The 25,742-nt window shown below is 57.5% G+C and carries 18 protein-coding genes and 12 pseudogenes; 12 read left to right on the top strand and 18 right to left on the bottom strand.

Annotation, left to right across the window (positions count from 1 at the left end; genetic code table 11):
• The first annotated feature begins 304 nt into the window (after positions 1-304).
• Positions 305-1,852: an ISL3 family transposase gene (locus RBRH_RS16080; RefSeq protein ID WP_232509439.1), complete on the top strand. Its 1,548-nt coding sequence runs from the start codon at positions 305-307 to the stop codon at positions 1,850-1,852.
• A 6-nt stretch (positions 1,853-1,858) separates the two neighbouring features.
• On the opposite strand, the pseudogene RBRH_RS18470 reads toward RBRH_RS16080, so the two are convergent.
• The 5 genes and pseudogenes from RBRH_RS18470 to RBRH_RS16055 all read right to left on the bottom strand — a co-directional run.
• Positions 1,859-2,994: pseudogene (locus tag RBRH_RS18470) on the bottom strand (IS110 family RNA-guided transposase); the annotation flags it as partial.
• 405 nt (positions 2,995-3,399) lie between these two features.
• Positions 3,400-3,765 (bottom strand): annotated as a pseudogene (locus tag RBRH_RS18465) (helix-turn-helix domain-containing protein); the annotation flags it as partial.
• Between the two features lie 272 nt (positions 3,766-4,037).
• Complete coding sequence (locus RBRH_RS16065) at positions 4,038-5,174, bottom strand: S53 family peptidase (RefSeq protein ID WP_013436833.1); 1,137 nt, start codon at positions 5,172-5,174, stop codon at positions 4,038-4,040.
• Between the two features lie 339 nt (positions 5,175-5,513).
• A complete protein-coding gene (locus RBRH_RS16060; RefSeq protein WP_013436832.1) occupies positions 5,514-6,164 on the bottom strand; it encodes a hypothetical protein in 651 nt (216 codons plus the stop codon).
• Positions 6,165-6,166: 2 nt separating this feature from the next.
• Positions 6,167-6,648 (bottom strand): annotated as a pseudogene (locus RBRH_RS16055) (glycoside hydrolase family 108 protein).
• Positions 6,649-7,315: 667 nt separating this feature from the next.
• Here RBRH_RS16055 and RBRH_RS16050 point away from each other — a divergent pair.
• Positions 7,316-8,037, top strand: a pseudogene (locus RBRH_RS16050) (IS5 family transposase).
• Between the two features lie 451 nt (positions 8,038-8,488).
• Here the strand turns inward: RBRH_RS16050 and RBRH_RS18455 are convergent.
• Both RBRH_RS18455 and tnpC read right to left on the bottom strand, forming a co-directional pair.
• Positions 8,489-8,629 carry a hypothetical protein gene (locus tag RBRH_RS18455; RefSeq protein WP_157864650.1) on the bottom strand — a complete coding sequence of 47 codons (141 nt, stop codon included), beginning with the start codon at positions 8,627-8,629 and terminating at the stop codon, positions 8,489-8,491.
• A gap of 56 nt (positions 8,630-8,685) precedes the next feature.
• Positions 8,686-10,325 (bottom strand): annotated as a pseudogene (gene tnpC / locus RBRH_RS16040) (IS66 family transposase).
• Between the two features lie 238 nt (positions 10,326-10,563).
• Here tnpC and RBRH_RS16035 point away from each other — a divergent pair.
• The 3 genes from RBRH_RS16035 (at position 10,564) to istB (RBRH_RS16025) (ending at position 14,140) form a co-directional block, all read left to right on the top strand.
• The gene (locus RBRH_RS16035; RefSeq protein ID WP_013436824.1) at positions 10,564-11,571 is read left to right on the top strand and encodes an IS110 family RNA-guided transposase; all 1,008 of its coding nucleotides are present in this window, start codon (positions 10,564-10,566) and stop codon (positions 11,569-11,571) included.
• A gap of 318 nt (positions 11,572-11,889) precedes the next feature.
• A complete protein-coding gene (istA, locus tag RBRH_RS16030) occupies positions 11,890-13,374 on the top strand; it encodes an IS21 family transposase (protein ID WP_013436823.1) in 1,485 nt (494 codons plus the stop codon).
• Positions 13,367-14,140 (top strand): IS21-like element helper ATPase IstB, encoded by a 774-nt coding sequence (gene istB / locus RBRH_RS16025; protein WP_013436822.1) that lies wholly within the window; start codon positions 13,367-13,369, stop codon positions 14,138-14,140. Before istA (RBRH_RS16030) ends, istB (RBRH_RS16025) begins: the two co-directional genes overlap by 8 nt.
• A 104-nt stretch (positions 14,141-14,244) precedes the next feature.
• Here the strand turns inward: istB (RBRH_RS16025) and RBRH_RS16020 are convergent, their stop codons facing one another.
• Both RBRH_RS16020 and RBRH_RS21035 read right to left on the bottom strand, forming a co-directional pair.
• Positions 14,245-15,174, bottom strand: a complete 930-nt coding sequence (locus RBRH_RS16020; protein WP_269764300.1) for a 2-hydroxycarboxylate transporter family protein — start codon at positions 15,172-15,174, stop codon at positions 14,245-14,247.
• 61 nt (positions 15,175-15,235) lie between these two features.
• A pseudogene (locus RBRH_RS21035) lies at positions 15,236-15,493 on the bottom strand (2-hydroxycarboxylate transporter family protein); the annotation flags it as partial.
• Between the two features lie 55 nt (positions 15,494-15,548).
• Here RBRH_RS21035 and RBRH_RS19720 point away from each other — a divergent pair.
• Positions 15,549-15,716 carry a hypothetical protein gene (locus RBRH_RS19720; protein ID WP_162145576.1) on the top strand — a complete coding sequence of 56 codons (168 nt, stop codon included), beginning with the start codon at positions 15,549-15,551 and terminating at the stop codon, positions 15,714-15,716.
• 178 nt (positions 15,717-15,894) lie between these two features.
• Here RBRH_RS19720 and RBRH_RS16015 read toward each other — a convergent pair.
• A pseudogene (locus tag RBRH_RS16015) lies at positions 15,895-16,398 on the bottom strand (IS5/IS1182 family transposase); the annotation flags it as partial.
• A 111-nt stretch (positions 16,399-16,509) separates the two neighbouring features.
• On the bottom strand, positions 16,510-17,598 hold the full coding sequence (locus RBRH_RS16010; protein WP_232509428.1) for a reverse transcriptase domain-containing protein: 1,089 nt from the start codon (positions 17,596-17,598) through the stop codon (positions 16,510-16,512).
• Positions 17,599-17,656: 58 nt separating this feature from the next.
• Between RBRH_RS16010 and istA (RBRH_RS16005) the strand changes: the two genes are divergently transcribed.
• Together istA (RBRH_RS16005) and istB (RBRH_RS18445) are read left to right on the top strand one after the other, a co-directional pair.
• A complete protein-coding gene (gene istA, locus RBRH_RS16005) occupies positions 17,657-18,691 on the top strand; it encodes an IS21 family transposase (protein WP_332415808.1) in 1,035 nt (344 codons plus the stop codon).
• Positions 18,688-19,462, top strand: a pseudogene (istB, locus tag RBRH_RS18445) (IS21-like element helper ATPase IstB). The gene istA (RBRH_RS16005) and the pseudogene istB (RBRH_RS18445) overlap by 4 nt, the downstream one beginning before the upstream one ends.
• Before the next feature lie 53 nt (positions 19,463-19,515).
• On the opposite strand, the pseudogene RBRH_RS15990 reads toward istB (RBRH_RS18445), so the two are convergent.
• Together RBRH_RS15990 and RBRH_RS15985 are read right to left on the bottom strand one after the other, a co-directional pair.
• Positions 19,516-19,944, bottom strand: a pseudogene (locus tag RBRH_RS15990) (reverse transcriptase N-terminal domain-containing protein); the annotation flags it as partial.
• Between the two features lie 609 nt (positions 19,945-20,553).
• A pseudogene (locus RBRH_RS15985) lies at positions 20,554-21,385 on the bottom strand (IS5 family transposase); the annotation flags it as partial.
• Positions 21,386-21,541: 156 nt separating this feature from the next.
• Between RBRH_RS15985 and RBRH_RS18440 the strand changes: the two are divergent.
• Positions 21,542-21,715 (top strand): annotated as a pseudogene (locus RBRH_RS18440) (transposase); the annotation flags it as partial.
• Here the strand turns inward: RBRH_RS18440 and RBRH_RS20855 are convergent.
• The 3 genes and pseudogenes from RBRH_RS20855 to RBRH_RS15970 all read right to left on the bottom strand — a co-directional run.
• Positions 21,710-22,054: pseudogene (locus RBRH_RS20855) on the bottom strand (IS110 family transposase); the annotation flags it as partial. The pseudogenes RBRH_RS18440 and RBRH_RS20855 overlap by 6 nt on opposite strands.
• A 181-nt stretch (positions 22,055-22,235) precedes the next feature.
• Positions 22,236-22,535, bottom strand: a complete 300-nt coding sequence (locus RBRH_RS15975) for a type II toxin-antitoxin system RelE/ParE family toxin (protein WP_013436813.1) — start codon at positions 22,533-22,535, stop codon at positions 22,236-22,238.
• Positions 22,532-22,810: a YlcI/YnfO family protein gene (locus RBRH_RS15970; RefSeq protein WP_041755167.1), complete on the bottom strand. Its 279-nt coding sequence runs from the start codon at positions 22,808-22,810 to the stop codon at positions 22,532-22,534. Before RBRH_RS15970 ends, RBRH_RS15975 begins: the two co-directional genes overlap by 4 nt.
• Positions 22,811-23,415: 605 nt before the next feature.
• On the opposite strand from RBRH_RS15970, the gene RBRH_RS15965 reads away from it, so the two are divergent.
• From RBRH_RS15965 to RBRH_RS20850, 3 genes are all read left to right on the top strand, one after another.
• On the top strand, positions 23,416-23,670 hold the full coding sequence (locus RBRH_RS15965; RefSeq protein WP_013436809.1) for a type II toxin-antitoxin system Phd/YefM family antitoxin: 255 nt from the start codon (positions 23,416-23,418) through the stop codon (positions 23,668-23,670).
• 56 nt (positions 23,671-23,726) lie between these two features.
• Positions 23,727-24,056, top strand: coding sequence for a PIN domain-containing protein (locus RBRH_RS15960; protein WP_332415756.1), 330 nt, complete (start codon positions 23,727-23,729; stop codon positions 24,054-24,056).
• Positions 24,057-24,440: 384 nt separating this feature from the next.
• Complete coding sequence (locus RBRH_RS20850; protein ID WP_013436807.1) at positions 24,441-24,803, top strand: hypothetical protein; 363 nt, start codon at positions 24,441-24,443, stop codon at positions 24,801-24,803.
• Between the two features lie 277 nt (positions 24,804-25,080).
• On the opposite strand, the gene RBRH_RS15950 is transcribed toward RBRH_RS20850, so the two are convergent.
• On the bottom strand, positions 25,081-25,425 hold the full coding sequence (locus RBRH_RS15950) for an HVO_A0114 family putative DNA-binding protein (RefSeq protein WP_041755140.1): 345 nt from the start codon (positions 25,423-25,425) through the stop codon (positions 25,081-25,083).
• The gene (locus RBRH_RS20845) at positions 25,422-25,649 is read right to left on the bottom strand and encodes a toxin-antitoxin system TumE family protein (RefSeq protein ID WP_013436804.1); all 228 of its coding nucleotides are present in this window, start codon (positions 25,647-25,649) and stop codon (positions 25,422-25,424) included. The genes RBRH_RS15950 and RBRH_RS20845 overlap by 4 nt, the downstream gene beginning before the upstream one ends.
• Positions 25,650-25,742 lie beyond the last annotated feature (93 nt).

Here is a 25,742-nt window from a genome sequence, read left to right as displayed (position 1 = left end):
TTATAAAGAAGAGAATAATTAGTCCAACCTAAACAATTCGTTTTGGCCTTCGATGAGTTCAGGCCGCCGACGGTGCGGTGGTTTTGAAGCTGAGTAACGCGACGAGAATCAGGGCGCAAAAAGCCGCAGCTTGCGCAGGATCATCTGCAGGTTGTGGCCGGCGCTGTCAACAGCAACTTAGAAGTGGCTTTTCCGCACTTTGTGCGAACCTGCAGGTGGCAATAGTGGTCAAGCGCGATATCGCATCACTTGGACTACCGGCGTGGATTTTTCCTTTCTTCGACGCCTGTTGTCCGCTCCCAGTATGCGTATTGTCGGATGGGAGAGGATCGGCAATCGGCTCATCGTTGCACTGAAACATCAAGGGCTCGTTGCACATTGCACGGCGTGTGGAGTGACAAGCGCCCGGATACACGGATGGTACCGACGACACGTTGAGGACCTGCCGTGTAGCGGCCATCGCGTCACGCTGGAAATCCATGTGCGGCGCTTTCGTTGCGATAACACAACGTGTTGCCGGCGAACATTTGCCCCATGCCTTGCGCAATTCGGCGCGCGTCAGCAGCGTCGCACAGCCCGAGCACAGACGGTGCTATGGCATGTGGGCTTGGCGCTCAGTGGTGCCGCAGGTGCGCGCCTGGCGCAGCGGCTGGGCATGTCGATCAGCGGCGAAACGATTCTTCGTTTGCTCAAACGCAGCGGCCAGAAGCATGTCGCGACGACATCGCCCCCTACCATTATTGGTGTCGATGACTGGGCATTTAAACGCGCTCATCGCTATGGCACCCTACTGGTTGACATCGAGCAACGGCGTCCATTGGATCTGTTGCCTGATCGTGATGCGACATCGGTGGCGAACTGGCTAACACGGAACCGCGCAATCCGGATCGTATCGCGCGATCGCGCTGGGGTTTACGCCGAAGGCATCACGCGTGGCGCGCCGCAAGCAGTACAAGTGGCCGACCGATGGCATCTGTTGAAGAATCTTGGCGATGCCATTGAGCGCGCGCTAAGCCGCTGCCAGCGGCCTATCCGCGAAGTTGCACGCTCACTCGATCACGAGCACGCTTCTGCCGCATTGCCAGCGATCGAATCGAATTGGCCCGACGTGGCAACCACATCGCGCGCAAAGGAGCAACAAGCGCAGCGGCGCCAAGCGCGGCTCGCACGCTATGGGGCGGTCATGCGCCACCATCAAAGTGGGATGGCAATACGCGCGATTGCGCGCATCACGGCATTGGACCGGCGTACGGTGCGACATTGGATCCACGCCGGTGGGTTCCCTGAGCGGGCGCAACGGCGGCCAGCCGCCAGCAAGTTGGATCCCTATCGGGCGTATCTTGCCCAGCGCTGGCGTGAAGGCTGCCAGAACGCGGCGAGGTTGTATGGGGAAATCGTGGGCCAAGGGTTCAACGGCGGTTGCGGCATCGTACGCCAAGCCCTTCAGCCTTGGCGAAAAGCCTGTGCAATCACGCAGCAGCTGCGTACTGCTGTGTCACGAGCAGTGCCCTCCACTCGCCGCGTAGGCCGCTGGTTAATGGGTCGGGGCACGGCCGCGCTCACCGACGACAACAAGCGGCACGTCCAGCACCTTGTTCAACGACTCGCCGAGCACAATCCCCAGATAGCAACAATCCGGCGGCTGTCGCTCGAGTTCACTGACATGATCAAGCGCCGCGCACATCAAGCGTTGGCAAGCTGGCTGCGCCAAGCGCAGGCCAGCGGTGTACCAGAAATGCAGCGGTTTGCAGCAGGCATTGGCCACGACTACGATGCCGTACACGCTGCACTGCTCACGCCCTACAGTAACGGCATCGTTGAAGGCCATGTCAATCGGCTCAAGTCTGGTTAAAAGCCCTTATGACGGAGAAGCTGGCTGCACCGGATATCCAAGATCTGTAAGGCGTTTTAACAGTCGCTTAACGATGCTCTGCATGCCGTGCCTGGTAAAATAGTCTGCACCCAGATCTGCATATTCCACGCCATTGCGAAGCATGTGCCACGCTGCGGTAAGCATCGACGCAGCCACTGCGATGATTGCTTTTTTTGAACCGCGCCGCGCCTTGATGCGAGTGAACTGGGCGAACAGGTAGCTGTTCTTCGTACGTACTGCGGCCCATGCAGCGGTCACGAGTGCCGTCTTGAGCCATGTGCCGCTCTTGTGCAGGCGCGTACTGCGGCGCTTACCAGCTCTCATCATTGCGCGGACACAGTCCGACCCACGATATGAGGTGAGCGGAATCAGCAAAGCGCGTCATGTCGATCCCAATCTTGGCCACCAGGACCCGCGCAGTCAGGTCACCGACGCCGGGAATGGTTCTTAGCAGTTGAACGTGCTGCCGGATTGGCGTCAGAGCAAGTCCCCATGCTGCATCCAGATCAGTCAGCGCGTGCTCAAGAGCCTCGATGAGCTGCAAATGCAGCGCGAGCATCGTGCGGTGATGGAAAGTGATGCGCCCGCGCAATGCCTCACGTAGTTTATTCGTCTTCTTGCGCGCGTGTCCTTGCGCCAGTGCCGCGAGCAGCACCGGATCGTCTTCACCCGAAATGATGGCTTTCAGGATCGCGCGCCCGCTGCCGCCAAGTACGTCAGTCAGGACGCTACCTAGTTTGAGATTGGCATCCTCAAGCACCTTCTGGATACGCAGACAATGCTGGGCGATCTCACGCGTCAGCTATTTGCGTGTGCGTGTCAGATCACGTAACGCCTGGATCGCAGCCGGCGGCACGAAGCTGGAGCGAATCAGCCCGTGTGCGAGCAGCTCTGCGATCCACGTCGCGTCATTGACATCGGTTTTGCGGCCAGGCACATTCCGGATATGCGCAGCGTTGCCCAGCACTAGTTCGAAGGAGCCTTCGAGAACGTGCCACACGGGTTTCCAGTAAACGCCGGTAGCTTCCATAGTCACGTGGGAACAGCCATGGACGGCCAACCAGTGCGACGAGCGCAAGTAATCCCTTTGTGGTAGTGCAAAAGCTCTGCAAAGCGCGAATAAAGTACCTGCATGCTACCCTCCTGCAAGAGAAAGAATGGCAGCGGCGACAATCCTCGTTATCGGATGCTGGTAAGCGTGCTCCGGCAGGGCGACGTGCCCTCGGTCACAATTCGGGGTGCTCGCAGGGTTGTGGGTCCAACTCTCAAACGGGCTCATTGCACCAAATAATGGGCTGACCTCGACCACCGCTGTCTCGTAATCGTATTCCTTCTAGATCCGTCTGCAGCAGTCGTGCGCTTCATTCTTCGGGGTCCGGCAGAGCCCGATGAATCACTCTCAAGCGCCAAATGTATGGCCGCGCCGGCTTTCAGCTGCTTCGTACTCGCGTGCTGAATCGATGCTGACTTGTGACGTGAAACTTCACACAAAGTGGGGAAGAGCCATTTTCAACGTGTTGCTGACACCAACGGCTAAAACCTAGCGTGGCGGTGAACGCGTACAGCGGATCAGCGCCGCGACGCAATACGACAAAGTCGCATTGCATCTGCCGACCCTGCTCGGTCTCGAAACGCACAATCAGCTCTGGTGCCGGCGCGGCAATCATCTCGGGTGCCGCCGCTGGCATCCTCTCGACGATGTACGCCTAAAATGGATTGAGCTTGGTTGGCCGTGGCTCACGTTGCTTGTAGCGAGGCACGTCCTGCGATGCCAAGTAACGCGTCACTGTGTTGCGAGACACGCCCAGGCGCCGCGCGGTCTCTCGCAACGACAACCCTTGAGTTCTGAGCACATGGATTTGCATCCACTGTTTCTTCTGAAGCATCGCCAGCCTTCGCGCGAAAAAGGCTGACTGTAGTGAGCCGGTAGCGCCCGATATGCAGCCCTTGGTCTCGCAACTCGTACATCACTGGGCGGCTGCCATAGCAGCCGCCGCTGGCCACGAACGCCGTGTTCACGTAGACCTGTTGCTGCACACGGGCGATACTAGGCTAGGCATCGCCAATGCGCGTAATAGCCAGAGCGGTTCACCACAGCATTCAACAGGCGTGACTGACTGATACAGCCGCCAAGCCCGACGGGGGCTTGGCGATCGACCGATGTTTAGCTTTGCAGAGCAGCCGCCAGCCCGGGCCCATTAATGGAGCCGAGGCCAGTCGCCTCCTCCCAACCAGGCCGCGCCGGCGCGCCATTACTTCCTAGCAAGATATCACGGAACGCTGTCTTATGCGCCGTATAGAGCTTGCGCTGGAGAACGCTTTGGCTGATCGGTCCAGGCAAGGTTGAGAGGATTGCCGCGACATAGCCGGCAGTCAGTGGGGCCGACGCCGAAGTCCCTCCGCCAATCAGCCATTGTCCATTGGCGACGATTGCATAGCCCGTCCCGGGGTCGGCGTTGGCTGAACTGTCAGGGCTGCCACGATGCTCGCTGTGGACAACGCCCACTTGGTAGTCTGGCAGCGGTTCACGCGAATCGAATCCACCACCACCACCCTTATCGGCGGCATTGCCATCGCCCCACGCTGATTCCTGCGCGATCGAGCCATCCGCTTGGAGCACCAAGCGGGTTCCGCCCACACCCCAGACGTTGGGATCGCAGCATGGATCATCAGGTGTGCGAGAGTTGGTCCCGTCATTAAGACTCTCGTCGCCTGACGCGGCGAAGACATGGACATTTTGCACCGCTGCCTGCTTGCAGGCCTCCTTGCGAGCGGTAATAGCCTCCATCGTCTGGAGATTAGCGGGCGCCCCCCAGGAAATTGAGATTACCTCGCAACCGGCCGCAACAAGCGCGTTGATCGCATTGGGTATGCCGGTTTCGTTATTGGGCTCGAACTGCATCAAGAGGGTCGCGGCCGTCCCGGTCGCGTAAGCCCAGGCCGCGCCAGCAATTTCGATGTCCATCATGTTCTCGACGTTCGACCACAAGTCCCCCAGCACTTGTGATCCTGCCGTACTCACAACTGGCGTAGGCAACCCATAGCCGGTAAAGGCTTTGCTCATGTCTGAAGACAAATATTGTCCAGCAAGCGAAACAATCCCTAACTTCACCGGGCGTACTGGCTGGACTTTGGCAAACTGGTACGCTTGGCAAACCTGCGCCGGCGTCAGCCCCCCTGGTCGGATGTTGGCCAAATCGTCAAAGTACGGTTTCTTTCGCATTTCGAGATAGCTTCGCATATGATTTTCCTGTTCGAGATAGCTTTGCATATGGCTTTGCTGTTTGAGATAGCTGTGCATGTCACTTTCTCCCGATCTCTAATAGGTGGAGCCCAATGATTCCCCGATAAGCGGCTTTTCTGCCCTTGGCGATTGAAGCATTGGGGTGGTGAGTCCCGACACGCGAGCACTGAGCAACGGATGGCGTTTACGCCCATCAGTCAAAATATGCCAGAAACTCATGAGTTTCTCCTTCAACAAAGAACTTGCAAAATAAATAGAGGAAATCTAAAAAATCCCTCAAGAATGAGAATGCAAATATTGTTATAATTTTTCTTTTAGGCAGATCAATACATTGTCCTAACTAATATTGTTATGGGTTTTATGCAAATGAATTTGTTGATCATAAACATAAACATTCTAGGGTTTGCCTTCGGCTAAAGACGGCAATGTCGCCCCGGTGCGCGTTACCATAGGATTGAGCGCTTGAGTCGTGGCATAAGTGTCCGGATCGGTCGCGAAGCTGGTAATCACGGCGGCCTGCTTTTTCGCCGTGGATGACGAGCCGAGAAAGAACTCTTTGGCGCCCAAGACCATTGATATGAGCACGCCCTCAATATTGCCAAGCACGCCAAAGGCGAGCGGTTCGACCGTTATACGGGAAAATAACAGCCAGAAGTGTGCGCCAATTACCAAAAACAGGGCGCCTGTATATAGATAAGCGAGGTTACGTGGGGTGCGATCTTCTACAGTCAAGGCCATCTGCCGAGCATTAGCGCGGTCGGCGGCGTTCACCTTCGCCGTTTCGATGTTGGCGGTGATGTGCGCCTTCTCCAACTCAGCGGCGATGCGCTGCAACTCGACTTGGCTCTCGACAATCGATTCCTGGAACCGGTAGGCAAGTTCGGGGTTCGCCTGGATTGCAGCTAACGCCTGTTCTGGCGTGCTGGTGCCGGTGACCGTTTGGGCAATAGTGACCACTTTCTGTGCGACCTGTTCAGCTCGGCTACCCCCAATCCACTGGGCGATTTGCGGCGCAAACTGCGCAAGAGCAAGAACAATCGGTAACATGATTAAGCTCCGGTTACTCTCAAATTAGTGGCGATTCGCCGTGCCCAGCCGAGACAAAACTGGGCCACGTTTGCAACGCGGTTAAATAGCCTAGACGCGCGGCCATAAAACGCATAATAAATAGCTCTGGGTCGACCACCTGCACCACGGCGATCGTCTTGGGTCCGAGTTTGCCGTCGGCTAGTGCACTGCTGGCTTGCTGCATCCAGACGACAATAGGACCACCGTTGTAATTGGCATCTAGGATTTGAAACGCCACCCGCGTATCGTAGCTGTCGCAGTGCAAGGGATCCCAATGAAGCGCCTTGGCAATGTGCTTGGCTGTCTCGCGCGACAAATCCTGCATACGGCCGGTATAGCTCCACGCGAGCGCGACACGTTGGGTGATGCCCCACATGGTTTCACCGCCAGGATCTTGAGGGTAATTGGCATAACCCCCTTCATTGCCAATGAGCTGGTCAAAAGCATCATCAAAAGTGCTCATGCTGGGCCACCAAAGGAACGTTCATTCATCTGACACACGAAGCGGTTCACATGACACAATACGAACAGCACGCCCGTCAATTCTTGAGGCCTGTTTGTAGTCCTTGCAAACATGCCTAGTTGTTCCCGCATATAACACTACACAACGCACAACCTGATCAGCGCTGCGATGTTCAATATTAATTACTGAACCAATACCAAACACTCATCGATAGACCAACGATACGTAACCGTGTCGCATCGGCATGGAGCTTGGAAGTATCGGCCGAGCTGCTCAAAAAATAAAGCCTTGACTTCAATCTACACTACTCGACTTTGATGTCAAGTACTAATGTCGATTGCTAAATGGATACAACATAAAAAATTAGCATGTTGAAAAAATGAAAAATTTTCACGGCGCATTGTTTTATGAAAATTATACCGATTACGATGACTTCTCCTAAAGCGAGCAACCATGCTTTGCTATAGTTAAGGACTTGGCCCCGTGCAATGTCAGCAGCAACTTAGAAGTGGCTCTTCCACATTCTGTGTGAACCTGCAGGTGACAATAGTGATCAAGCGCGTATCGCATCACTTGGACTATCGGCGTGGATTTTTCCTTCCTTCGACACCTGTTGCCCGTTTAGAGCGTGTTATGCACTTTCAGTGAAGCTCAGAGTCGAATCAAGATGGAGAAACGCAGACTCTATCCGAGCGACGTGCCGGACGAAGAATGGCGCTTCGCTGCTGCGTTGGCTAGCTCGTGCAGGCGCTGCGTGGCGCATGCTGCTGACGAACTTTCCGCCATGGGAGGCGGTGTATCAGCAAACTCAACGCTGGCTGCTTCGAAGCGATGGTTCAGGATTTGCGTTCGGTGCTGCGTGTTGCGCAGGGTCGGCAAACTCAGACCAGTGCGGTGGTTCTGAACGGGCGTATGTTGTACTCGGGCTGCGAGCGTGGCCCACGGCAGGCTACGATGGCGACAAGGGCAAACGGGCAAGCAAGGTGCATAGGGCCGTCGATACGCTCGGGCATTGGCTGGCGGTCCATGTTACGCCGGCCAATGAGCAAGCGCGCGCAGGTTCAAGTGTTGGCACAAGAGGTGCAACTTGTGAGCGGGCAGAGCGTGAAGCTTGCCTTCGCCGACCAAGGCTATACAGGAAAAGAGCCTGCGCAAGCCGCGCAAGATGAAGGCATCGAAGTGCAGGTTATCAAACTGCCAGAGGCAAAGAAGGGCTTTATCCTGCTGCCGCGCCGATGGGTCGTCGAGCGCAGTTTGGGATGGCTCAATCGCTTTCGAAGGCTCGCTCGCGACGACGAGCGGTTGCCCGAAACGCTCGTCGGCTTGCATTTCGTCGTCTTTGCCATGCTTATGCTCGTTCATGCTGCGCCTATCTTGCAAAGTGCATAACACGCTCTAGGAAGGGGGCGGTAATCCTTCGACGTATTCGGCATCCGGTACGTTTTCATCGCGCGCGGGCCGCGGGCTAATACCGCTGGCAGTTGCAAGTCCGTCCCAGGTTACGTCAAGCTGCCTTAGGCAAGCCGCTGCCGGCCTTTGGCACGGATCGGCAAATTCAAGCCATTTATTTGTTCTGCTACATCGTTGCGACACGGGCAAGGTTTGCGCGCCAACGCCGCCGTAACGTAAGCGTTGATCGCATACCGTTTTGACGACTGTGGCAACGCTCAAGGCAGTCTCATTTGGACTCGTTGACGTAGATTCTGTAGTCCTTTCCGCGATCATTAGTGGCGATCGTGAACTTGCGTGCGCCGGCGGGCCAATGGAATCGAAGGAGAGTAATCGAGGCGAGGTCGAGGTTCTGTTGTACCAGTTGCCCTTCGAGGCTTGAGCAATAGCACTAGATCGACGCACGGATACGCTCCGTTTCCATTGACACAGGAGCGAATGTTCCAGTCAGCCAGTCGATCTCTATGTCGAGCTGCTGGTCGTGCACTGCCGTTAAGTCTTCGATCACGTATCCGTCTCGGATGTAGTTCATGAGACTTGTGAAGCTGGCACCGAGGTTATATATGGCCGAGTAGATATTCTTGTATTTCATCTAAGTTGGTCGGCTACGAATAGGCTCTGTGACGAGCAAGCAGCGGGATCGAGCGAAATAGTTGCAAAGCTGAAGTTCCACGGCAACAGTTCATCAACACGATTAATCGGATGCTCGGCGATGCGTGCTAGCACTTCACGCAGATACCCTTCGGGATCGATGTTATTTAATTTGGCCGAGCCGATCACACTGTAAATTGCGGCGGCCCGCTCGCCGCCGCAATCGGCACCGGCGAAAAGGTAATTCCGGCGGCCGATTGCTACCCCGCGCAGGGCGCGCTCGACAGGCAGATTATCAATCTTAAGTCGCCCGTCATCGCAATAGCGCATCAACGCCGTCCAACGGTTGAGCGCGTAGAGAATCGCGCGGCTCGTATCGGATTTGCGCGAGAGCGTATCGAGCACTTCGCCCAGCCAAGCATGGAGCTGATCAAGTAACGGCTGGCGTGCGCCTGGCGATAGACCCGGCGTTCATCGGCAGGCTTACCGCGAATGGCCTCTTCGATTTTATAGAGTGCTCCGATTCGCTCGAGCGCTTCGGTATTGAATGCATTCGGCCGAGCGGCGTGCAGCTCGTAAATCTGTCGCCTCGCGTGAGCCCAACACGCTGCTTCGACTACGCGTGCGGTTTCGTAAATGGCTTGATAGCCGCCGTAGGCATCGGCCTGTAGCGTGCCAACAAACGATGCGAGATGTTGCTGCGGATGAATGCCCTTGCGCTAAGGCGTGTAGGTGAACCACACCGCAGCCGGTGTTGCGTCGCCTGACGCTCAATCGTCGCTTACGTACACCCATAGCCGTGCGGTCTTGGTTGTGCCATTACCAGGCGCAAGCACCGGTACCGGCGTGTCATCGGCATGCAGCTTCGATGCGGCCATCACGTGGCGGCGAATCGCTTCCACCAGCGGTTGCAACAGAGCCGCGCTATGACCCACCCACTTGGCCAGCGTCGAGCGCTCGAGTTCGACACCTTCGCGCGCATAGATGACTGATTGTCGGTAAAGCGGCACGTGGTCAGCAAACTTGGAGACGAGTACATGTGCAAGCAAGCCCGGTCCTGCCAAGCCGCGTGCAATCGGGCGGCTCGGCGCACTCGCCTGTACGATGTGATTGCAACATGAACATGCGAACTTCGGCCGTACGTGCCGGATGACCTTAAAGCTTGCCGGTATGTACTCGAGTTGCTCCGAAACGTCTTCGCCTAATTGCTTCATGGCAGAACCGCATTGCGTGCAACGCACGGCTGATTCGGGCAGATAGGTGTGCGTGTCGCGCGGCAAATGCTCGGGCAACGGTTTGCGCTGCGCTACTTCCGGCGCGGTGCGCTTTGCCTTCGGGATCTTGATAGGCGCAGCGCCTTCGTCGGCCTGCAAATCCTCGAGGCGAAGCTCAAGCTGTTCGATTTGACGATCCAGCTTCTCCGATTTGCGGCCGAACTGCATGCGACGAAGCTTGGCAATGAGTAGCTTCAGGTGTTCGACTTCGGCAGCGCGCGAAGCCAGCGCCGCTTCTTGCGAATCTACCCTCTGTTGTAGTTTGGCGACTTGGGCGTCACGCTCGCGAAGCGCCGCTGCCTGCTCGAGCAGCATGGCCTTGAGCGTCTCAACGTCTTCGGGAAGGGGGAGCGCGCGCGTCATGGGCGCAGTTTACGCGCCCGCCATGACGTTTACAACGCCGAGGTCGGTCGCGCCGTTCTCGTGGGCTGTCGCCAGTCAATGCCTTCTGTCTGGCGACAATTACTTTTGCCGGTGGCGCCAACTAGATGGAATGGTCGCCTCCCGCCTCAGCAGCTGTTTCAGCGACTGAGCTGGGTGCTTGGTTTCGGTGCAAATATGCGACAGTGTCTTTTCCGTTCTTTCGTGAAGGAGAGATTCAATGGAGCCCACGACGATCGCCATCGATCTGGCTAAGCGCGTTTTTCAGATCCACTTTGTCGATACGGACGGCACGATTCACAGCAAGGCGCTCAAGCGTGCCCAAATGTTACCGTTTTTCGCCAACCGGCCAGCGGCCCGGATCGTCATGGAGGCGTGCGGTAGCGCCCACCACTGGGCTCGGCAACTGAGCAGGCTTGGGCACGAAGTCAGGCTCATTGCTGCCCAGTTCGTGCGCCCGTTCGTCAAGTCGAATAAGAACGACGCGGCAGACGCGGCCGCCATCTGGGAGGCTTCCCAGCGCCCAGGCATGCGCTTTGTTGCCGTCAAATCGGCGCACCAACAGGCGATGTTGGCGCTACATCGAATGCGCCAGCAACTGGTCCGGATCCGCGTCATGCAAGTCAATCAATTGCGAGGATTACTCTATGAATTCGGCGTCGTTTTGCCACAAGGGCGACGCCCATCGATCCAGGCCGCTCAAGCGGCGATCGCGACGCTGGCCGATCAGTTTCCGGCAATGCTGATCGATAGTCTTCGGGATCAATTGTCTCGACTTCATCTACTCGACGAGCAAATTCAACGCATCGAGCAGCGCATCCTCGAATGGCGACGCGGTGACCCAGCATGCCGTCGTATCTCAGAAATTCCGGGTGTTGGCCTGTTGACGGCAACTGCAGCGGTGTCGGTTATCGGTCAAGCGAAAACTTTCCGCTCCGGTCGGGAATTTGCGGCCTACCTTGGCCTCGTGCCGCGACAGAACAGCTCGGGTGGCAAAGTCCGGCTGGGCGGCATCAGCAAACGCGGTGACGTCTATTTACGTACCTTACTGATTCACGGTGCACGATCAGTCATCTCGAGTTCGAAACACTTACCAGAGCGATTACGTGCTCTATTAACTCGACGGCCGACAAACGTCGTCGCTGTCGCGCTGGCTAACAAGATGGCGCGAACGATCTGGGCGCTGCTAGCGTACGGGCGAACGTATCAGGCAGCACCAGCACAGTGATCACGCTTTAAGGCCTAACCCATCCATGGTTGCACAGGTGTATTGAACGATGGCAAGACAGGTTGGACCGCGCAAAGGCAAGCCTGAGACATTTCTCGGACCTCCAGTCCGCCAATTAGATTAGGACCTTTGCGGCGCAATCCATCGGGGCCGGCGGGCACGCCCGCGATCGAGTCCGGATATAAGTCCGCAACCACCCTCCTGCCGCGCACAATCGCCTTGCAAATGGGAGGCGACCATATAAGATTTGCCGGTGTGCGGCGGCTGAACTGTTGAGGTGGCGGCCGTCGCTATCATGCGGCTCCTTGCGGAGCCAGCATGAAAAAAGACGGAGAAATCAAATTGTTGCGAGAAGAACGGCGGAAAGGAGTGAGCCAGAAGCTGGCGGCAGCGCGAACAGGTATGAGTGAGCGCACGGTCCGTAAGTACGAGCGTGCTGGCACGTTACCGAGTCAAATGAAGAAGCCGCGCATGCATCGCACGCGGGAGAATCCGTTTAGCGTCGATTGGCCGTGGGTTGAGAATCATCTCAAACGAGATCCGGCATTGCAGGCCAAGACCCTATTTGTGCTGCTGTGCCAGGCGTTTCCGGGGCGATATCAGGAAGGCCAGCTGCGCACGTTGCAGCGGCACATTCAAGCGTGGCGCGTTCGTCACGGCCCGGAACAAGAAGTCATGTTTGCACAGGAGCATGTGCCTGGGCGCATGGCTCAATCCGATTTCACTTCAATGAATAGGCTGAGCGTCACGATCTCGGGCACGGCATTCCCGCATTTGCTGTACCACCTGGTGCTGACTTACTCGAACGTAGAGGCCGTGCGCATTTGCTTCTCCGAGAGCTTTGAGGCGCTGGCTGAAGGGCTTGAAGCATGCCTGTGGCAGATCGGCGGTGTTCCACAATGGCATCGCACCGACAATCTGACTGCGGCCGTACGCGAGCTGGATCGCGAAGGCATGCATGAGTTCACGCAGAACTATCGTGCATTGCTTGCTCATTACGGCATGCAGCCATCAGCGAACACGGCTGGATGCGCTAACCAAAACGGCGACGTCGAGCAATCGCACTTTCGGTTCAAACAGGCCGTGGACCAGGCGCTACGGGTTCGCGGCACGCGAGACTTCGCAACGCGCAGCGACTACGAACACTTCCTTGGCGAACTTGTTGGGCAGCGCAATCTCACGCGCTCGCAACGATTCGAGGCGGACCGAGCGGCGCTTAGAGCGCTGCCCGCAGCGCCGCTGGACTTCACGCGCGAGGTCACGGTGCGCGTTTCCCGTTTCAGCTTGGTTCGAGTTCTCAACAATTACTACTCGGTACCTTCACGATTGATCGGCGCCACGCTGAAGGCGCGCATCCGCTCGGAGAACTTGGATCTTTACCACGGGACGGCACATGTTCTTACTCTGCCGCGCTTGAGCGGGCGCAATCAGCGGCGAATCGACTACCGGCATCTGATCTGGTCACTGGTGAGAAAGCCCGGCGCGTTCGCGGCTTACTGCTACAGAGACGAGCTGTTTCCAACGACCACATTCCGCCGGGCCTACGACGCACTGCTTGCCACAACGCCGACAAAGGCGGACCAGGAATATCTTCGCCTGTTGCATTTAGCTGCGAGCACATCCGAGGCGCAAATCGACGAAGCAATCGGCCGCTTGTTGCATGACGGGCGCATACCGACGCTCGATGTCGTGCGCAAACTCGTCGCAAGCCCTACGCCGACACCGGTGCTGAAGATCGGCAAGGCCGCCATCAACTTGCACGACTACGACGCCCTAATCCCGTCGTGGAGTAATCATGCATAACGCCCGTGAAGAATTGCTGGTGTCGCTTCGTGCGCTCAATCTCGGTGCCATGGCGGCAGCTGTGCAAGACACGGCACTGCGAGCGGCAAAGGAAGGACTGACTCATGAGGCGTTTCTTCTCGAGCTGGCTCGTATCGAACGTGCAGCGAAGGCGTCGCGCCGAATCGAGCGACTACTGAGGCAATCCGAACTGCTGCCTGGGAAGAACTTGCGCACGTTAAAACTGGAAAGATTCGATCCGGCCACTCGCCTGCAGATCGAGCGGCTGCGCAGCGGCAGCTTCCTCAAGGATGCCACCAATGTGATCGCGCTCGGCCGACCCGGTGCCGGGAAAAGCCACCTTGCCTGCGCATTGGGGCACGCGCTCGTCGAGCAAGGGTATCCGGTCCTGTTCACATCCACGGGGGCCTTGGTGCAGCGGCTACTGGCAGCAAAGCGCGATCTGCGTTTGCCGCAGGAGCTAGCGAAGCTGGATCGCTTCGAGTGCCTCATTCTGGACGACATCGGCTACGTCCAGCATAACCGAGATGAAATGGAAGTGCTGTTCACGTTGCTCGCTGAGCACTACGAGCGCAAGAGCATCGTCATCACGACAAACCTCGTATTCTCAGAGTGGGAGCGCATCTTTAAAGACCCAATGACCACGCTCGCGGCCATCGACCGCGTCGTCCATCACAGTGTCATTCTCGACTTGATGAGCGTTGAAAGCTATCGGGCAGAAGCTGCCGGCGCCAAGCCGACGGCGCCGGCCACGGTAGCATCATAGGGCGGCAATTTTAGTTGTCGTCGGCGGCTTTTTTAGTTGACGCCAGACAGCGGTGAGTGAACGCGCCTCACATACCCCGAACCATTGGGCTATGGGCAAGGTTGCTATTCGCATTGTTCCATCAGCCCCAACGCCAAGATCACGGTCATCGCTCCACCCATCCGTGTGGCAAGCTGCGCAAAGGGCATGAGCGGCAGACGGTTTGCCGCCGTGAGAATAGCCAAATCGCCCGTGCTTCCCATGCCGCTATGGCATGCGTTAATCATTGCACTTTCGGTTGCCGGTAGTTTGATCCAGTGTCCGACAAAGAAACCGGTGATCATCAACGTAAGCACGGTCACCAGGGTGGTGGCAAAATGCGCTAAAGTCAGCGCAGCGAGCAACGCTTCCCATGGCATCAGCGTGATGCCGATGCCAAACATGAGTGGATAGGTGACCGCGCGGGCAAAGAAACAATAGACCCAGTGCGCGCCGTATTCAAGCTGGGCAGGCACGGCACCGCTTAACTTGACGACCACCGCCAGAGCCAACATGCCCAGTATCGCAGGCAGATGGGTGAAATGTTGCAGGACCAGACCTGCCAAATACAAACTAATTGCCATAATGCCCGCCGCGGCAACTTGCTCAACGGTGACGGGCTCGCGACTTATTATCGAATGGGCCTGAGCGGACGAGGCAAGGCCATCGGAATGACGTCGGCATCGTCGACTGATTTGTTCAAACGCTGCCGCGCACATAATGGCACTCAAGTTGCCTAGCACGACAGCGGGTACCACCCGCGCAAACAGCTGATCTTGTGGCAGCTGCAGCAGCGCGGCGTAACCTAACGTGAGCGGCAGCGCACCTTCGCCAATGCCCCCGGCCATGATTGGCACCACGATATAGAAAAACGCATCCGATGCGTCTAAGCCAAAGACCATGCCGGTTATAGTACCGATCACGGCGGCTGCGACTGAACCGGCCATGACTGGAATCGCAAATCGGCTGATGCCCTTGGTCAACAGCGCCCGGTTCATGCCTAACAAACTGCCCAACAATGACCAGGGCAGAGAATAAGTAAATGATGTTGGTGGTCTGCCAAAAGTGATGAATCGGGCTAATCAATTCCGCCGGCAGCAGGTGATGATGTGCCAGCCACGAGGGCAGTAACAATGCCACAATGACAGGGCCACCGATATGACGTAGTCCCGGCAATTTGGCACCGAGCTCGGCACACGTAAACCCCGCGACTGCAAGTACTGCAATCATTACAGGCAAATCGCTGGATACACATTTTAGCGCAACAAGTGCGGCTATACAGGCTAGTAGCAATCCGTATACTGGCACGGGGATAATGCCAATGCGACGGTGCATCCATTGCGGCCAGTGGGGTGATGCACGCCATGTGCATAGGCGAGAGAAAAACACCGTGCTGAACAAGCAAGAAGCTTTCAGTCGTTTTAAAGTAACTTTAGCCATGACGCACCTTATGGGTTCCTCTTTAGGTGAAGGGTGGTTAGGCTCGGTAAAGTGCGTCACCACTTTGATCGGGCCGCTTCAACGCACTTATTTCACAGGTAAATTAAAAAGCTATTGAGCGGAACACCTTTATAAAGGGTCAAATAAATGGATAAAGTAAAATTTACCTAAATCTAAGCGCTTTAGGTAACTATAACTTGCTTGCCTGCAGAGAACAAGGCGGCTTAAGATGAGCTAGGTTAACTAGGTGCTTAAATAGTTGGGCCTGAACAATTCGTTTTAGCTCGCAGATGAAGTCATGCAGCCGAGGGCGCAGCGGTTTTGAAGCTGAGCAAAGCGAGGAGAATCAGGGCGTAAAAAAGCCGCAGTTTGCGCAGGATCATCCGCAGGTTGTGGCCGGCGCCGCACAGCACCGCGTGGATGGCATCGCCTAGCACCCCTTTAAGCCAGTTTCGATCGAGCTTGCCGTCTGACTTCATGTGTCCGATGGCCGGCTCGATTGCGCTGCGACGTCGGATCATTGTGCACAAGCCTCGCGTGATACCGCGTCGCAAGCCTGGGTGATAGATTTTCACGCCATCAATGGCCACACCCTTGTAACCACGGTCCACGACGGCGATCTGCGGTTGCACCTCGCTCAGGATCGCCGCTTGTTCCAACGCTTCAACCAACGTGTGCCCGTCGTACGGATTGCCCGGCATCGAACGAGCGCCGACTACCAGACCTTCCTTGTGCGTAGTCGTAATCGACACCTTCACGCCAAATTCGTACGGCTTGCGTGGTTTTCCGTCGGGTAAGCACGCGCCGTTGCCGGCGCGCGCTCCCCTAAGAACCGTGCATGCGAGTTTCCCAGCACACGGCTCAAGCCGTCCCTGCAGCCAGGTGATCGGACCGGGCGATTCACAGCGTTGTCAGCAGCCATTTGCGCGGCGTTGGAAGTAAGGCATCCATGCTGGGTCGAACGGGTTGGCATCGCTGCGAACCTTTGTGTGGCGTGTAATGGTGACTCCGGTCAACCGAAATAGCGTTGGCCGGAAGGCCAGATCCAGTGGCTGCACATGACATGCAAAGATCCAGTCCCTTAGGCCGCGACGTTCGAAGTAACGCCTTTTGATCCAAAGAGCGTTCTTGCGTGGATGTCGGCGTTTGGCCCACCTCCACAGCTTCGTCCACACGAGATGATCGATCCGGGCAAAGGTCGCCGCCGCCACGACATGCCTGTGATACATCGCCCAACCCCGAAGAATCGGGTTCAGTTGCATGATCACCTGCGACTGGGTGGCAGCCTTATTCTTTCCCAGCACTTCGCTAACCTTGTTCAACAGCGCTTGCACGCTTTTGCGTGCAGGCTTGATCAGCAGCTTGTTCCCGTATTTGCGCACGTTTTGCCCGAGCAAGTCGAACCCTCGTGCAATATGCGTGACCAGCGTTTTCTCAGAAGCGAGTTGCAAGCCCCGAGCCGAGAGAAATGCTTCGATGGCAGGCTTGACCTGCTTTTCGAGCAACTCCCGGCTCGCGCCGGTCACGATGAACTCGTCCGCATAGCGCACGACGTGTGCCTTGGCTGGTTGACGAGCGGTCTTGCTCGGCCCAAGGACTGAGCGCACCGCCTCTTCCAACCCGTCCAGTGCCATGTTAGCCAGCACCGGCGACGCGATTGCGCCTTGCGGCGTTCCTGCATCAGTGGGGAACAGCACACCTTTGTCCACGAATCCTGCTTGCAGCCACTTGCGCAGAACAGCCTTATTCATCGGGATATTCGCCAGCAGCCAGTCGTGACTGAAGTTGTCGAAACATCCACGGATGTCGCCCTCCAGCACCCACTGGGCAGAGTTGCGCTTGGCGAGTGCTTTAAAACATTGCTCCACGGCGTCAGCCGTCGAGCGTTTCGGCCGGAAGCCGTAGGAGTTTGGATCAGCTGTCGTTTCTGCGATGGGCAGCAATGCCGTGAGCCACAGTGCCTGCATCGCCCTGTTGCGCGCAAAGTAAAAATGAGCCACTTCGCGCAAAGTAAATGTGAACCACCTTTCAGTACAGTCAGCCTTTTTCGCGCGAAGGCTGGCGATGCTTCAGAAGGAACAGTGGATGCAAGTCCATGTACTCAAAGCCCAAGGGTTGTCGTTGCGAGAGATCGCGCGGCGCCTGGGCGTGTCTCGCAACACTGTGACGCGTTACTTGGCGTCGCAGGACGTGCCTCGCTACAAGCAGCGTGAACCACGGCCGAGCAAGCTTGATCAGTTTCAGGCGTACATTCTTGAGAGGATGCAAGCGGCCTGGCCCGAGACGATCGCCGCTCCAGCGTTGCTGCGTGAACTGCGCGCGCTGGGCTATGAAGGGCAGCTGCGCAGTATTCAAGCTTTTATGAAGGCGCACAAACCTGTGCCGGCACCTGATCCGCTCGTGCGCTTCGAGACCGAGCCGGAGCGACAGATGCAATGCGACTTCGTCGTATTTCGTCGCGGCGCTGATCCGCTGTACGCGTTCACCGCCACGCTCGGTTTTAGCCGTTGGCGCTGGGCACGCTTTGCCACCAACGAGAAGGCCGAAACGCTGATTGCTTGCCATCACGCTTTATTTGAAACGCTCGGCGGGGTGCCTTGCGAGATCCTGTACGACAACGCCAAGACGATCGTGCTCGAGCGTGATGCGTACGGTAAGGGTGAACATCGATGGCATCCAGGTCTACTCGATCTGGCTAAGCGCTACGGCTTCATGCCCAGACTCTGCCAGCCCTATCGCGCGCGCACGAAGGGCAAGGTCGAGCGCTTCCATCGGTATCTGCGCGGCAACTTTTATGTGCCGCTGTCCAGTTGGCTCAAGCAGTCGGGTATGGTACTGGACGTCGATACGGCCAACGCCGAGGTAGGCAAATGGCTGCGAGACGTTGCAAACCAACGGGTGCACCCGGTCACGGGAGCGCCACCAGCAACGCTTCTCGAAGAGCGCGAACGAGACACGCTGCGCAGCTTGCCCGCGTTTGCAACACAGCTATGGGTAACCACGCCGGTCGGCAGACCGTCGGCACCTTCAGCCATATCGTTGCAGCATCCCTTGTCGGTCTACCAGCAATTGCTGACCGAGGTGCATGCATGAATCTGCAGCAAGAACGTATCGACGATCACTGCCAGAGTTTAAAACTTGAAGGGCTCATGCAACGCTATGTCGCGCTGGCCAGCGACGCCGCGGCCAAGCAGTGGAGCTTCCTCGACTTTCTTGAGCACGTGCTGGCACATGAACGCGAGATACGGCAGGTTCGATCGCGACAGACACTGGTACGCATGGCGGCATTTCCGGCGATCAAGACGCTGGACGATTACGACTACAGTTTCGCTGTGGGCGCTCCGCGCAAGGCCATTGACGAATTAGCCACGCTGCGCTTTATCGAACGTGGTGAGAACGCCGTGTTGCTTGGTCCATCCGGTGTCGGCAAAACGCACCTGGCGATTGCAATCGGATACGCCGCAACACAAGCGGGTATCAAGACCAAGTTCATCACGGCGGCCGATCTCATGTTGCAACTCGAAGCAGCACGGCTGCCAGGAACGCTACGACGCCGTATTTCGACACAACGTCCTCGGCCCAAGACTGCTCATTGTCGATGAAATCGGATACTTGCCCCTCTCGGAAGACCAAGCCAGCCACTTCTTCCAGATCGTGGCAAAGCGATACGAGCGCGGTTCAATGATCCTCACCAGTAACCTTCCGTTCACCCAATGGGACGAAACATTCGGGCGCAATGCAACGCTAACTGCGGCCATGCTTGACCGCATCCTGCACCACGCCCATATCATTCAGATCAAAGGAGACAGCTACCGACTTAAACAACAACGAAAGGCCGGCCACGTCCTGGCACCAAAAATGTAACGATTGGCTCACTTTTACTTTGCGCGATCACGCGCGAAGTGGCTCAAATTTCAGATGCGCTTAACAGCCCGATCGCGCATGGTCGGAATGCCGAGTGCGCGTTCCTTTCCATTACTCTTCGGGATATACACGCGCCGTAGCGGTAACGCTTGGTAGCCCCTGTGCGTCAGTGACTGTGCCGCTTTCAACTTGGACATCGGCGTCGCCCAGATCCTGCCGTCGACACCTGCCGTTCTCTTGCCTGCGTTCTGCGTCACTCGTTTCACGGCGAGAAGCTTGCCGTGAAACGAGTGGGTCAGCAGATGTTGCAAGGCCTGAACCTTGTTCCATCTACCGTCCCGTGTTGCCTTGGCAATACGCACTTGCAGCCGCGTGACCTTGGCGGTTACGTTGTCCCAGTTAATCTGGTTCCACGCTTGCCCATAGGCTGGAGGCGCACCAGTGCCCGCCACGGCTTTCACCGTCTGCGCTGGCTCCGTCATCTGCCTTCCTCCTTATCGCGGATTCTCAAGTTCTCTTGCCATGGACGACCTTGCGGAAGTGGGCTCGCTTTCACGCCGGGTGATATTGCAACCCGTATCCACTCGGTTACCGAGCGGCCTTCGCTTTTTCCGCGTTCCTCTACCCGCTGTGCCATCAGCCTTCCTTGCGGTTGGCCTGCCTTCGCCGGCGGCACGTCGGGCTTACCGTGTTCCACAAACATCACAACGAGTGGAGTAGGTCCTGCCTGTACACCGGTGGTCTTCCTGTCCGTGTGCTCCGTAGCAAAGGGAGGAGCAGCCGACCACTTACCGTTTTGGTTCAAGCCTGTCAGCATCTTTGGCTTGTCGTGCCTAACGATGCCTGCGGCAGTTCACATCTGTTGACCATGCCACTCAGCCTGGGATCCCATCCGCATTGATGCTCGCAGATGACGTCTCTTCCTCGCGGAAGGCGACGCGGCCAGAAGGCCCGACACGTTGTCCCCGTGGCTTCACACGTCGCTGTTGCCGGCAACGCATGCACAGGTAGGCTACGGCCGACGGAACGGCCGGTCTCGTCACCAACCTTGTGGGCGGGCGAGACAATGATGTTTGCGACTTCACGTCGCACTTTCGCCAAGCACTCGACTTCCGGCGCATGCAGCGCATACAACTTGTTTTTGTCCTTCTGCTTGTGCGTGAGAATCCGCTTCGTGCGGCTGATCAGCTCGTCCAACGCTGCGCGACTTTGCTGAGCTAACCCGTCCAGTTGCCGTTCCAGATCACGCATCACGCGCCCCACTCGAGAACGCAAAGTGCGCAGCGCTTTGTTCATCCGCTTGTACTGCTTCGCATGCGCATAGCGGCCTACCTGGCTTGCCAGGCGCGGGGCCTCGCGATTGGTGTTTTGTCGCAGCTTCAGCCTGTGCCGGGCAGCAGCTTTCACTAGATGTTCCCGGCAACGCTCGAGCAGGCGCGAATCGGTGGGATGCGCAATCGCCTTTTCCATCACCGTCGTATCGACGATCACCCGCTTCAGGCTCGAGGTCTTGATGACGTTGGCTCGCTTAGCCGCTTCGATCGTTTCGGCCAGCAGTTCTTCAACGCCGGCTTCGCCTAGCCGCTTGCGCCAGCGCGTCAGGCTCGACGGATCAATCGGCGGCTTGGTCTGCAAGTATGTTTCGCCGGTGAACACCTGCCAATATGGGTTCTCGAGCCATTGCCAGACCACATCCTCATCCGACAAGTCGGAGGCGTGCTGCAAGTACAACAGCCCCGCGATCAAACGCGGCGACGTTGCCGGTCGGCCGCGGCGCGACACGAAACTCGCGCTCATTGCCGTGCTCAATCGGTCCCAGTCAATCAGATCGGCCAGACGAACCAACGGATGCTTCAAGTTGATCTGCTCGCGCAGCGGTTGGCGAAACAAATCTCCCTCTGGCACCGGCGTCTTCGGACCCATCCGAACCTCGTCGAAATTTGCAGGAATCTCGCCTCAATATGCCTGCCTCTTGCAAATCCCACAACACCATTCTGGCCTCAGAGCCTTACTGCACCAGCGTCTGCGGTTTATTCAGGACCGACTACGTAGAGTCCGTTTTCGGAGGGGAAGACGAACATGAAGAAGCGCTTTTTAGAAGGGCAAATCATCGGTTTCCTGAAGGAAGCCGAGGCCGGTGTGCCGGTCAAAGATCTATGCAGGCAGCACGGGTTCAGTGACGCGTCGTTCTACACGTGGCGGGCGAGGTTCGGCGGCATGCAGGTGTCGGAAGCGAGGAGACTGAAGGACTTGGTCCGCCGATTTGACGGCAACAAAGCGCATGCCTGGGCGCTGGGAAGCCTCCCAGATGGCGGCCGCGTCTGCCGCGTCGTTCTTATTCGACTTGACGAACGGGCGCACGAACTGGGCAGCAATGAGCCTGACTTCGTGCCCAAGCCTGCTCAGTTGCCGAGCCCAGTGGTGGGCGCTACCGCACGCCTCCATGACGATCCGGGCCGCTGGCCGGTTGGCGAAGAACGGTAACATCTGGGCGCGCTTGAGCGCCTTGCTGTGAATCGTGCCGTCCGTATCGACAAAGTGGATCTGAAAAACGCGCTTAGCCAGGTCGATGGCAATCGTCGTGGGCTCCATTGAATCTCTCCTTCACGAAAGAATGGAAAAGACACTGTCGCATATTTGCACCGAAACCAAGCACCCAGCTCAGTCGCTGAAACAGCTGCTGAGGCGGGAGGCGACCATTCCATCTACTTGGTTTCTACACGCTAATAATGCGATAAATCAACTTATGTCAAATGATAAAGAATAATATCCATCAATAATAGTCTTCTTCCCGTTGCGAACGTACCGCGAGGATCGCGACCGTGTGTCCTTCCTCAATCTCGAACAGCACGACATAACCCGATGAGCCAAACGATACAATCAATTCGCGCAGGAACGGATTTTCCCCTTCAGCCTTGCGGCATGTAAACGGAAAGGTACGCAGTACGTCGACACCCCGGTGGATCGCGTCGAGCGCGCGGGCAGCCGCATCCAAGTCCTGCTCAAGCAGGACTTGGTACAGCCGCACCAAATCTGCTCGCGCGGCACGCGTATAGCGAACGCGGTAAGTCAACCGTGCGCCCCGCGGGCGGAGCGCGCCGCGTCAAGCATATCCTCAAGCTCAGTCAGTACTGCATTGGCCTGCACATATTCGCCAGTGCGCTGCGCCTCTTCTCGGGCCGCAAGGCCACGTGCGATGAAGGCTCGCTGCAGCCGTCGATGCGCGACACCGGCCCGTAGGGCCGACTCCATAAACGCCGATAGTGTCTCGCTTTCGTTTAGCACCTCTTCCACCGCGTGTCGTAGCGTGGGCTCGACACGCAGTGCTGGGAGTGTCGCTGTCTTCATCATGGCGCCCTCATGTATTACATTTGCAATACATTTTAGTGCCATCTGGCTTGATCGGCAACGTTTTGTTTTACCCTATCGTCTTTTTATGCGGCCAGGGCCAGCCGCGACTTTGGCGTCAATGCGCCCAGGACCATGTTCGGGCGATCGTGATTATCAGTCCATATCCAGTCGGTTCTCGTCTACGCTCTCCAAAGGCATATCGAATTGCCACAACCGAGCCATGCACTTGAGCACTTCGTCAGGAAGCAAAGCTTTGGACGCGATTTTTTTTGCTCAAGAAAACTTGCCATACTGCCGAGACGCCGTTGTAAAAATCGACGCGTAGACTTTTAGCATTCAGTCAGTCGTGTGCGTAGCGCGCATTTCCGATCCGATTGTCTCCTTTATATCCGAAACCCGGGTGACGGCGGCTCATCGTCGGGCCGGTCATCCTCGCGCAGACCAAGCACGTCGAGGTATGCATCGAGAGCATGCTGAACTGACGCAGCGACCAACCGCGTAATGTCGCTGTAATTGGCTGTCACGCGCACTTGTGAAATATGTAATCGACATAAGGCGACAGGATACGTAAAATACGTATTGATCCTTATTCGGAGGTCAACATGCAGGCAATCACTGCCACCGAGCTTGCCCGACAAACCCGTCAGGTTTTAGATACCGTCGCGCGCCAAGGCCAAACCGTCATCATCGAGCGCAACCATGTTCCGGTGGCTCGAATTGTGCCCCCCGAGCCGACCATGACCGCTGCCCAAGCGCTCGCGGGGCTGCCCGTAGCGCTCACGCCGCTGCAGGCCCAGGCTTGGCTCGCTGACAGCCGTACTGACTTGGATGACAGCGTGCGAGATCCATGGGCGTAATCCTTGACAGCTGCATTTGGGTTGCGTTGGCCGCAAAAACGCTGGATTCGCAAACCGTGATTGAACTCGCTGGCGATGCATCCGTGTTCATCTCGGTCATTTCGTTGGGTGAACTTGGATTTGGTGTGCAGGCCTGCACGGATCCTGTTGAGCGAGCCGTGCGTGCAGCCTATCTACAACAGCTCGAGCGGCGCCCGATTCGTGAGGTGTCGCGGCAGACTGCCGCTGCGTTCGGCGTGCTTGCGGCCGCTGTCAAGCAGTCTGGCCGATCACCGCGGCCTCGCTACAATGATTTGTGGATCGCGGCGCAGGCGATCGAGCACGGGGACGCGCTAATGCACTTAACCGCGCCGACTTTGCCGACCTGCCGGGGTTGCAGCTCGTGACGCCTAAATAGGCGTTGCGCGCCTAGCCACTGAACAATGAAAACCACACCCTGCGGTTAAACGAAGAAGGGTTGCCACTGCACTTACTAGCGCAACGCGAAACCCGGGCATCGGTGCGCCTGCTGGTATTAAGATGCCCTCAGAAGCCGGAGGCCCGCGCGGTCGGCAACGAACCACTAGCTTAAAAACAGCAAGCTGCCAGGCGGAGAATAGACCGCTGGCAGGTCGCGGAAAAGCTGATGAAATGCGCCTCGAGCGCGACGCGGCCGCCGCCGAAGTAGCCGCCGCCCGCGAGCTGCCGCGCACGCCGAACGCACCCTTGAAGAACACCGCGCGGCGCGGCTCGCGGCACAGGCACGCCTGCAGGAACTCGAGCGCGCGCTGGTGGCGGCTGAGGCAGCGCGCCAGACGCTGCACGCGCAAGTCGAGCGCCTGCAACGCGACGCACAGGAGCGGGACGCGGCGCTCGCCCAGGCGCGCGCCGATTTTGCCCGCGAACTCGATAAGTTGCGGGCCGACACCGCGCGCGCCGAAGCACGGCTGCAAGCGGCCGAAAAGCGCGCGCTCTTGGAGACCGAGCATGAGCGCAGCATCAGCGCGCGCCTGATCAAGGAACAGGATGCGGCGGTGCGACGCGCCGACGAAAGTGACGCCCAGCGCCGCGCTGAGCGGCAAGCGCTGCAGGCGCAACTGGGGGACGCACGCCAGCACATTGGCACGCTGGAAGGCAACTTAGCCGCGCTGTAGCGCGCAAATGCCGACGCTGAAAAAGTGCGGCGCGTGCGGCAGCGCACACCAACTAAGTCCGCATCGGGTCGGACCACCGGCCCTATTGGGCGGCCACGCCCGCCGACGCGTGCGCTCAAAAAGACTAGGTGACGCCGTCACCGACATTCGGCGACGCTTGCGCGAAGGATGGATCCTGTAGCGTCGGAGCCGGATGACCCAATTAGGAACGCTACACCAGGCCTCAATGGTAGCGCCATTTCAGGGGAAATGGCGGCGTGCTCATCGAGCACATCACTTACAAGGCCACCTCAGCGGCCAGTGCCTCCCACGGCGCCGTCAAGCGGCCGTTTTCCCGCACGACCAGACCGGCAATTTCTAGGGCTACCGCATCAGCCTGCACGCGCTTGTAGTCACGCGATAAAGCGCAGGCCAAAGCTTTGACGCTATCCGCGCTTTCTCGGTGCAAATAGCGTAGCAGCCCCAGCCGTTTTGGCGTCAGCGCCGCCACCATTTCCTGCCACGAGAGAAACGTGACGTGACTTTCCTTAAAATGCTCGCCTCTGGCCGTGCGCTCAAAGGCATTCACGAACCGCTGTCCCATATCACGTGCGCCACTCACATGGACTGTCAGTTTGCTCATTTTCCGCTCCTTTTGCGTCCAACCTCCCCCCAAAAGTCCCTCACCATCTGTCCCGCCATCAAAAAAACGTAGGGTACTTCACGGTCACGATAGTGGCGATGGTCGCCCTGGCTGCGTTCATTACCGTAGCCAATGACGCTTGTGCCGCTCTGACCATAGAACAGGCTGTATTTCAAACCATGGGGTCTTTCCGCGTCACATCCAAGCAATCGCCAGATCCGCATATACACTGATTTATGGCGTCAACCGCCCTACTTAAAGGCACAAAGCGCTTGCCAATCTTGTCGTGTGTTTCTACAATGGATAAACATTAGGAG

The sequence above is a fragment of the Mycetohabitans rhizoxinica HKI 454 genome (genome assembly GCF_000198775.1).
Lineage (GTDB): Bacteria > Pseudomonadota > Gammaproteobacteria > Burkholderiales > Burkholderiaceae > Mycetohabitans > Mycetohabitans rhizoxinica.
The sequence above is the reverse complement of the archived record's forward strand: the minus strand, read 5'-3'. Positions and strand labels throughout refer to the sequence as shown.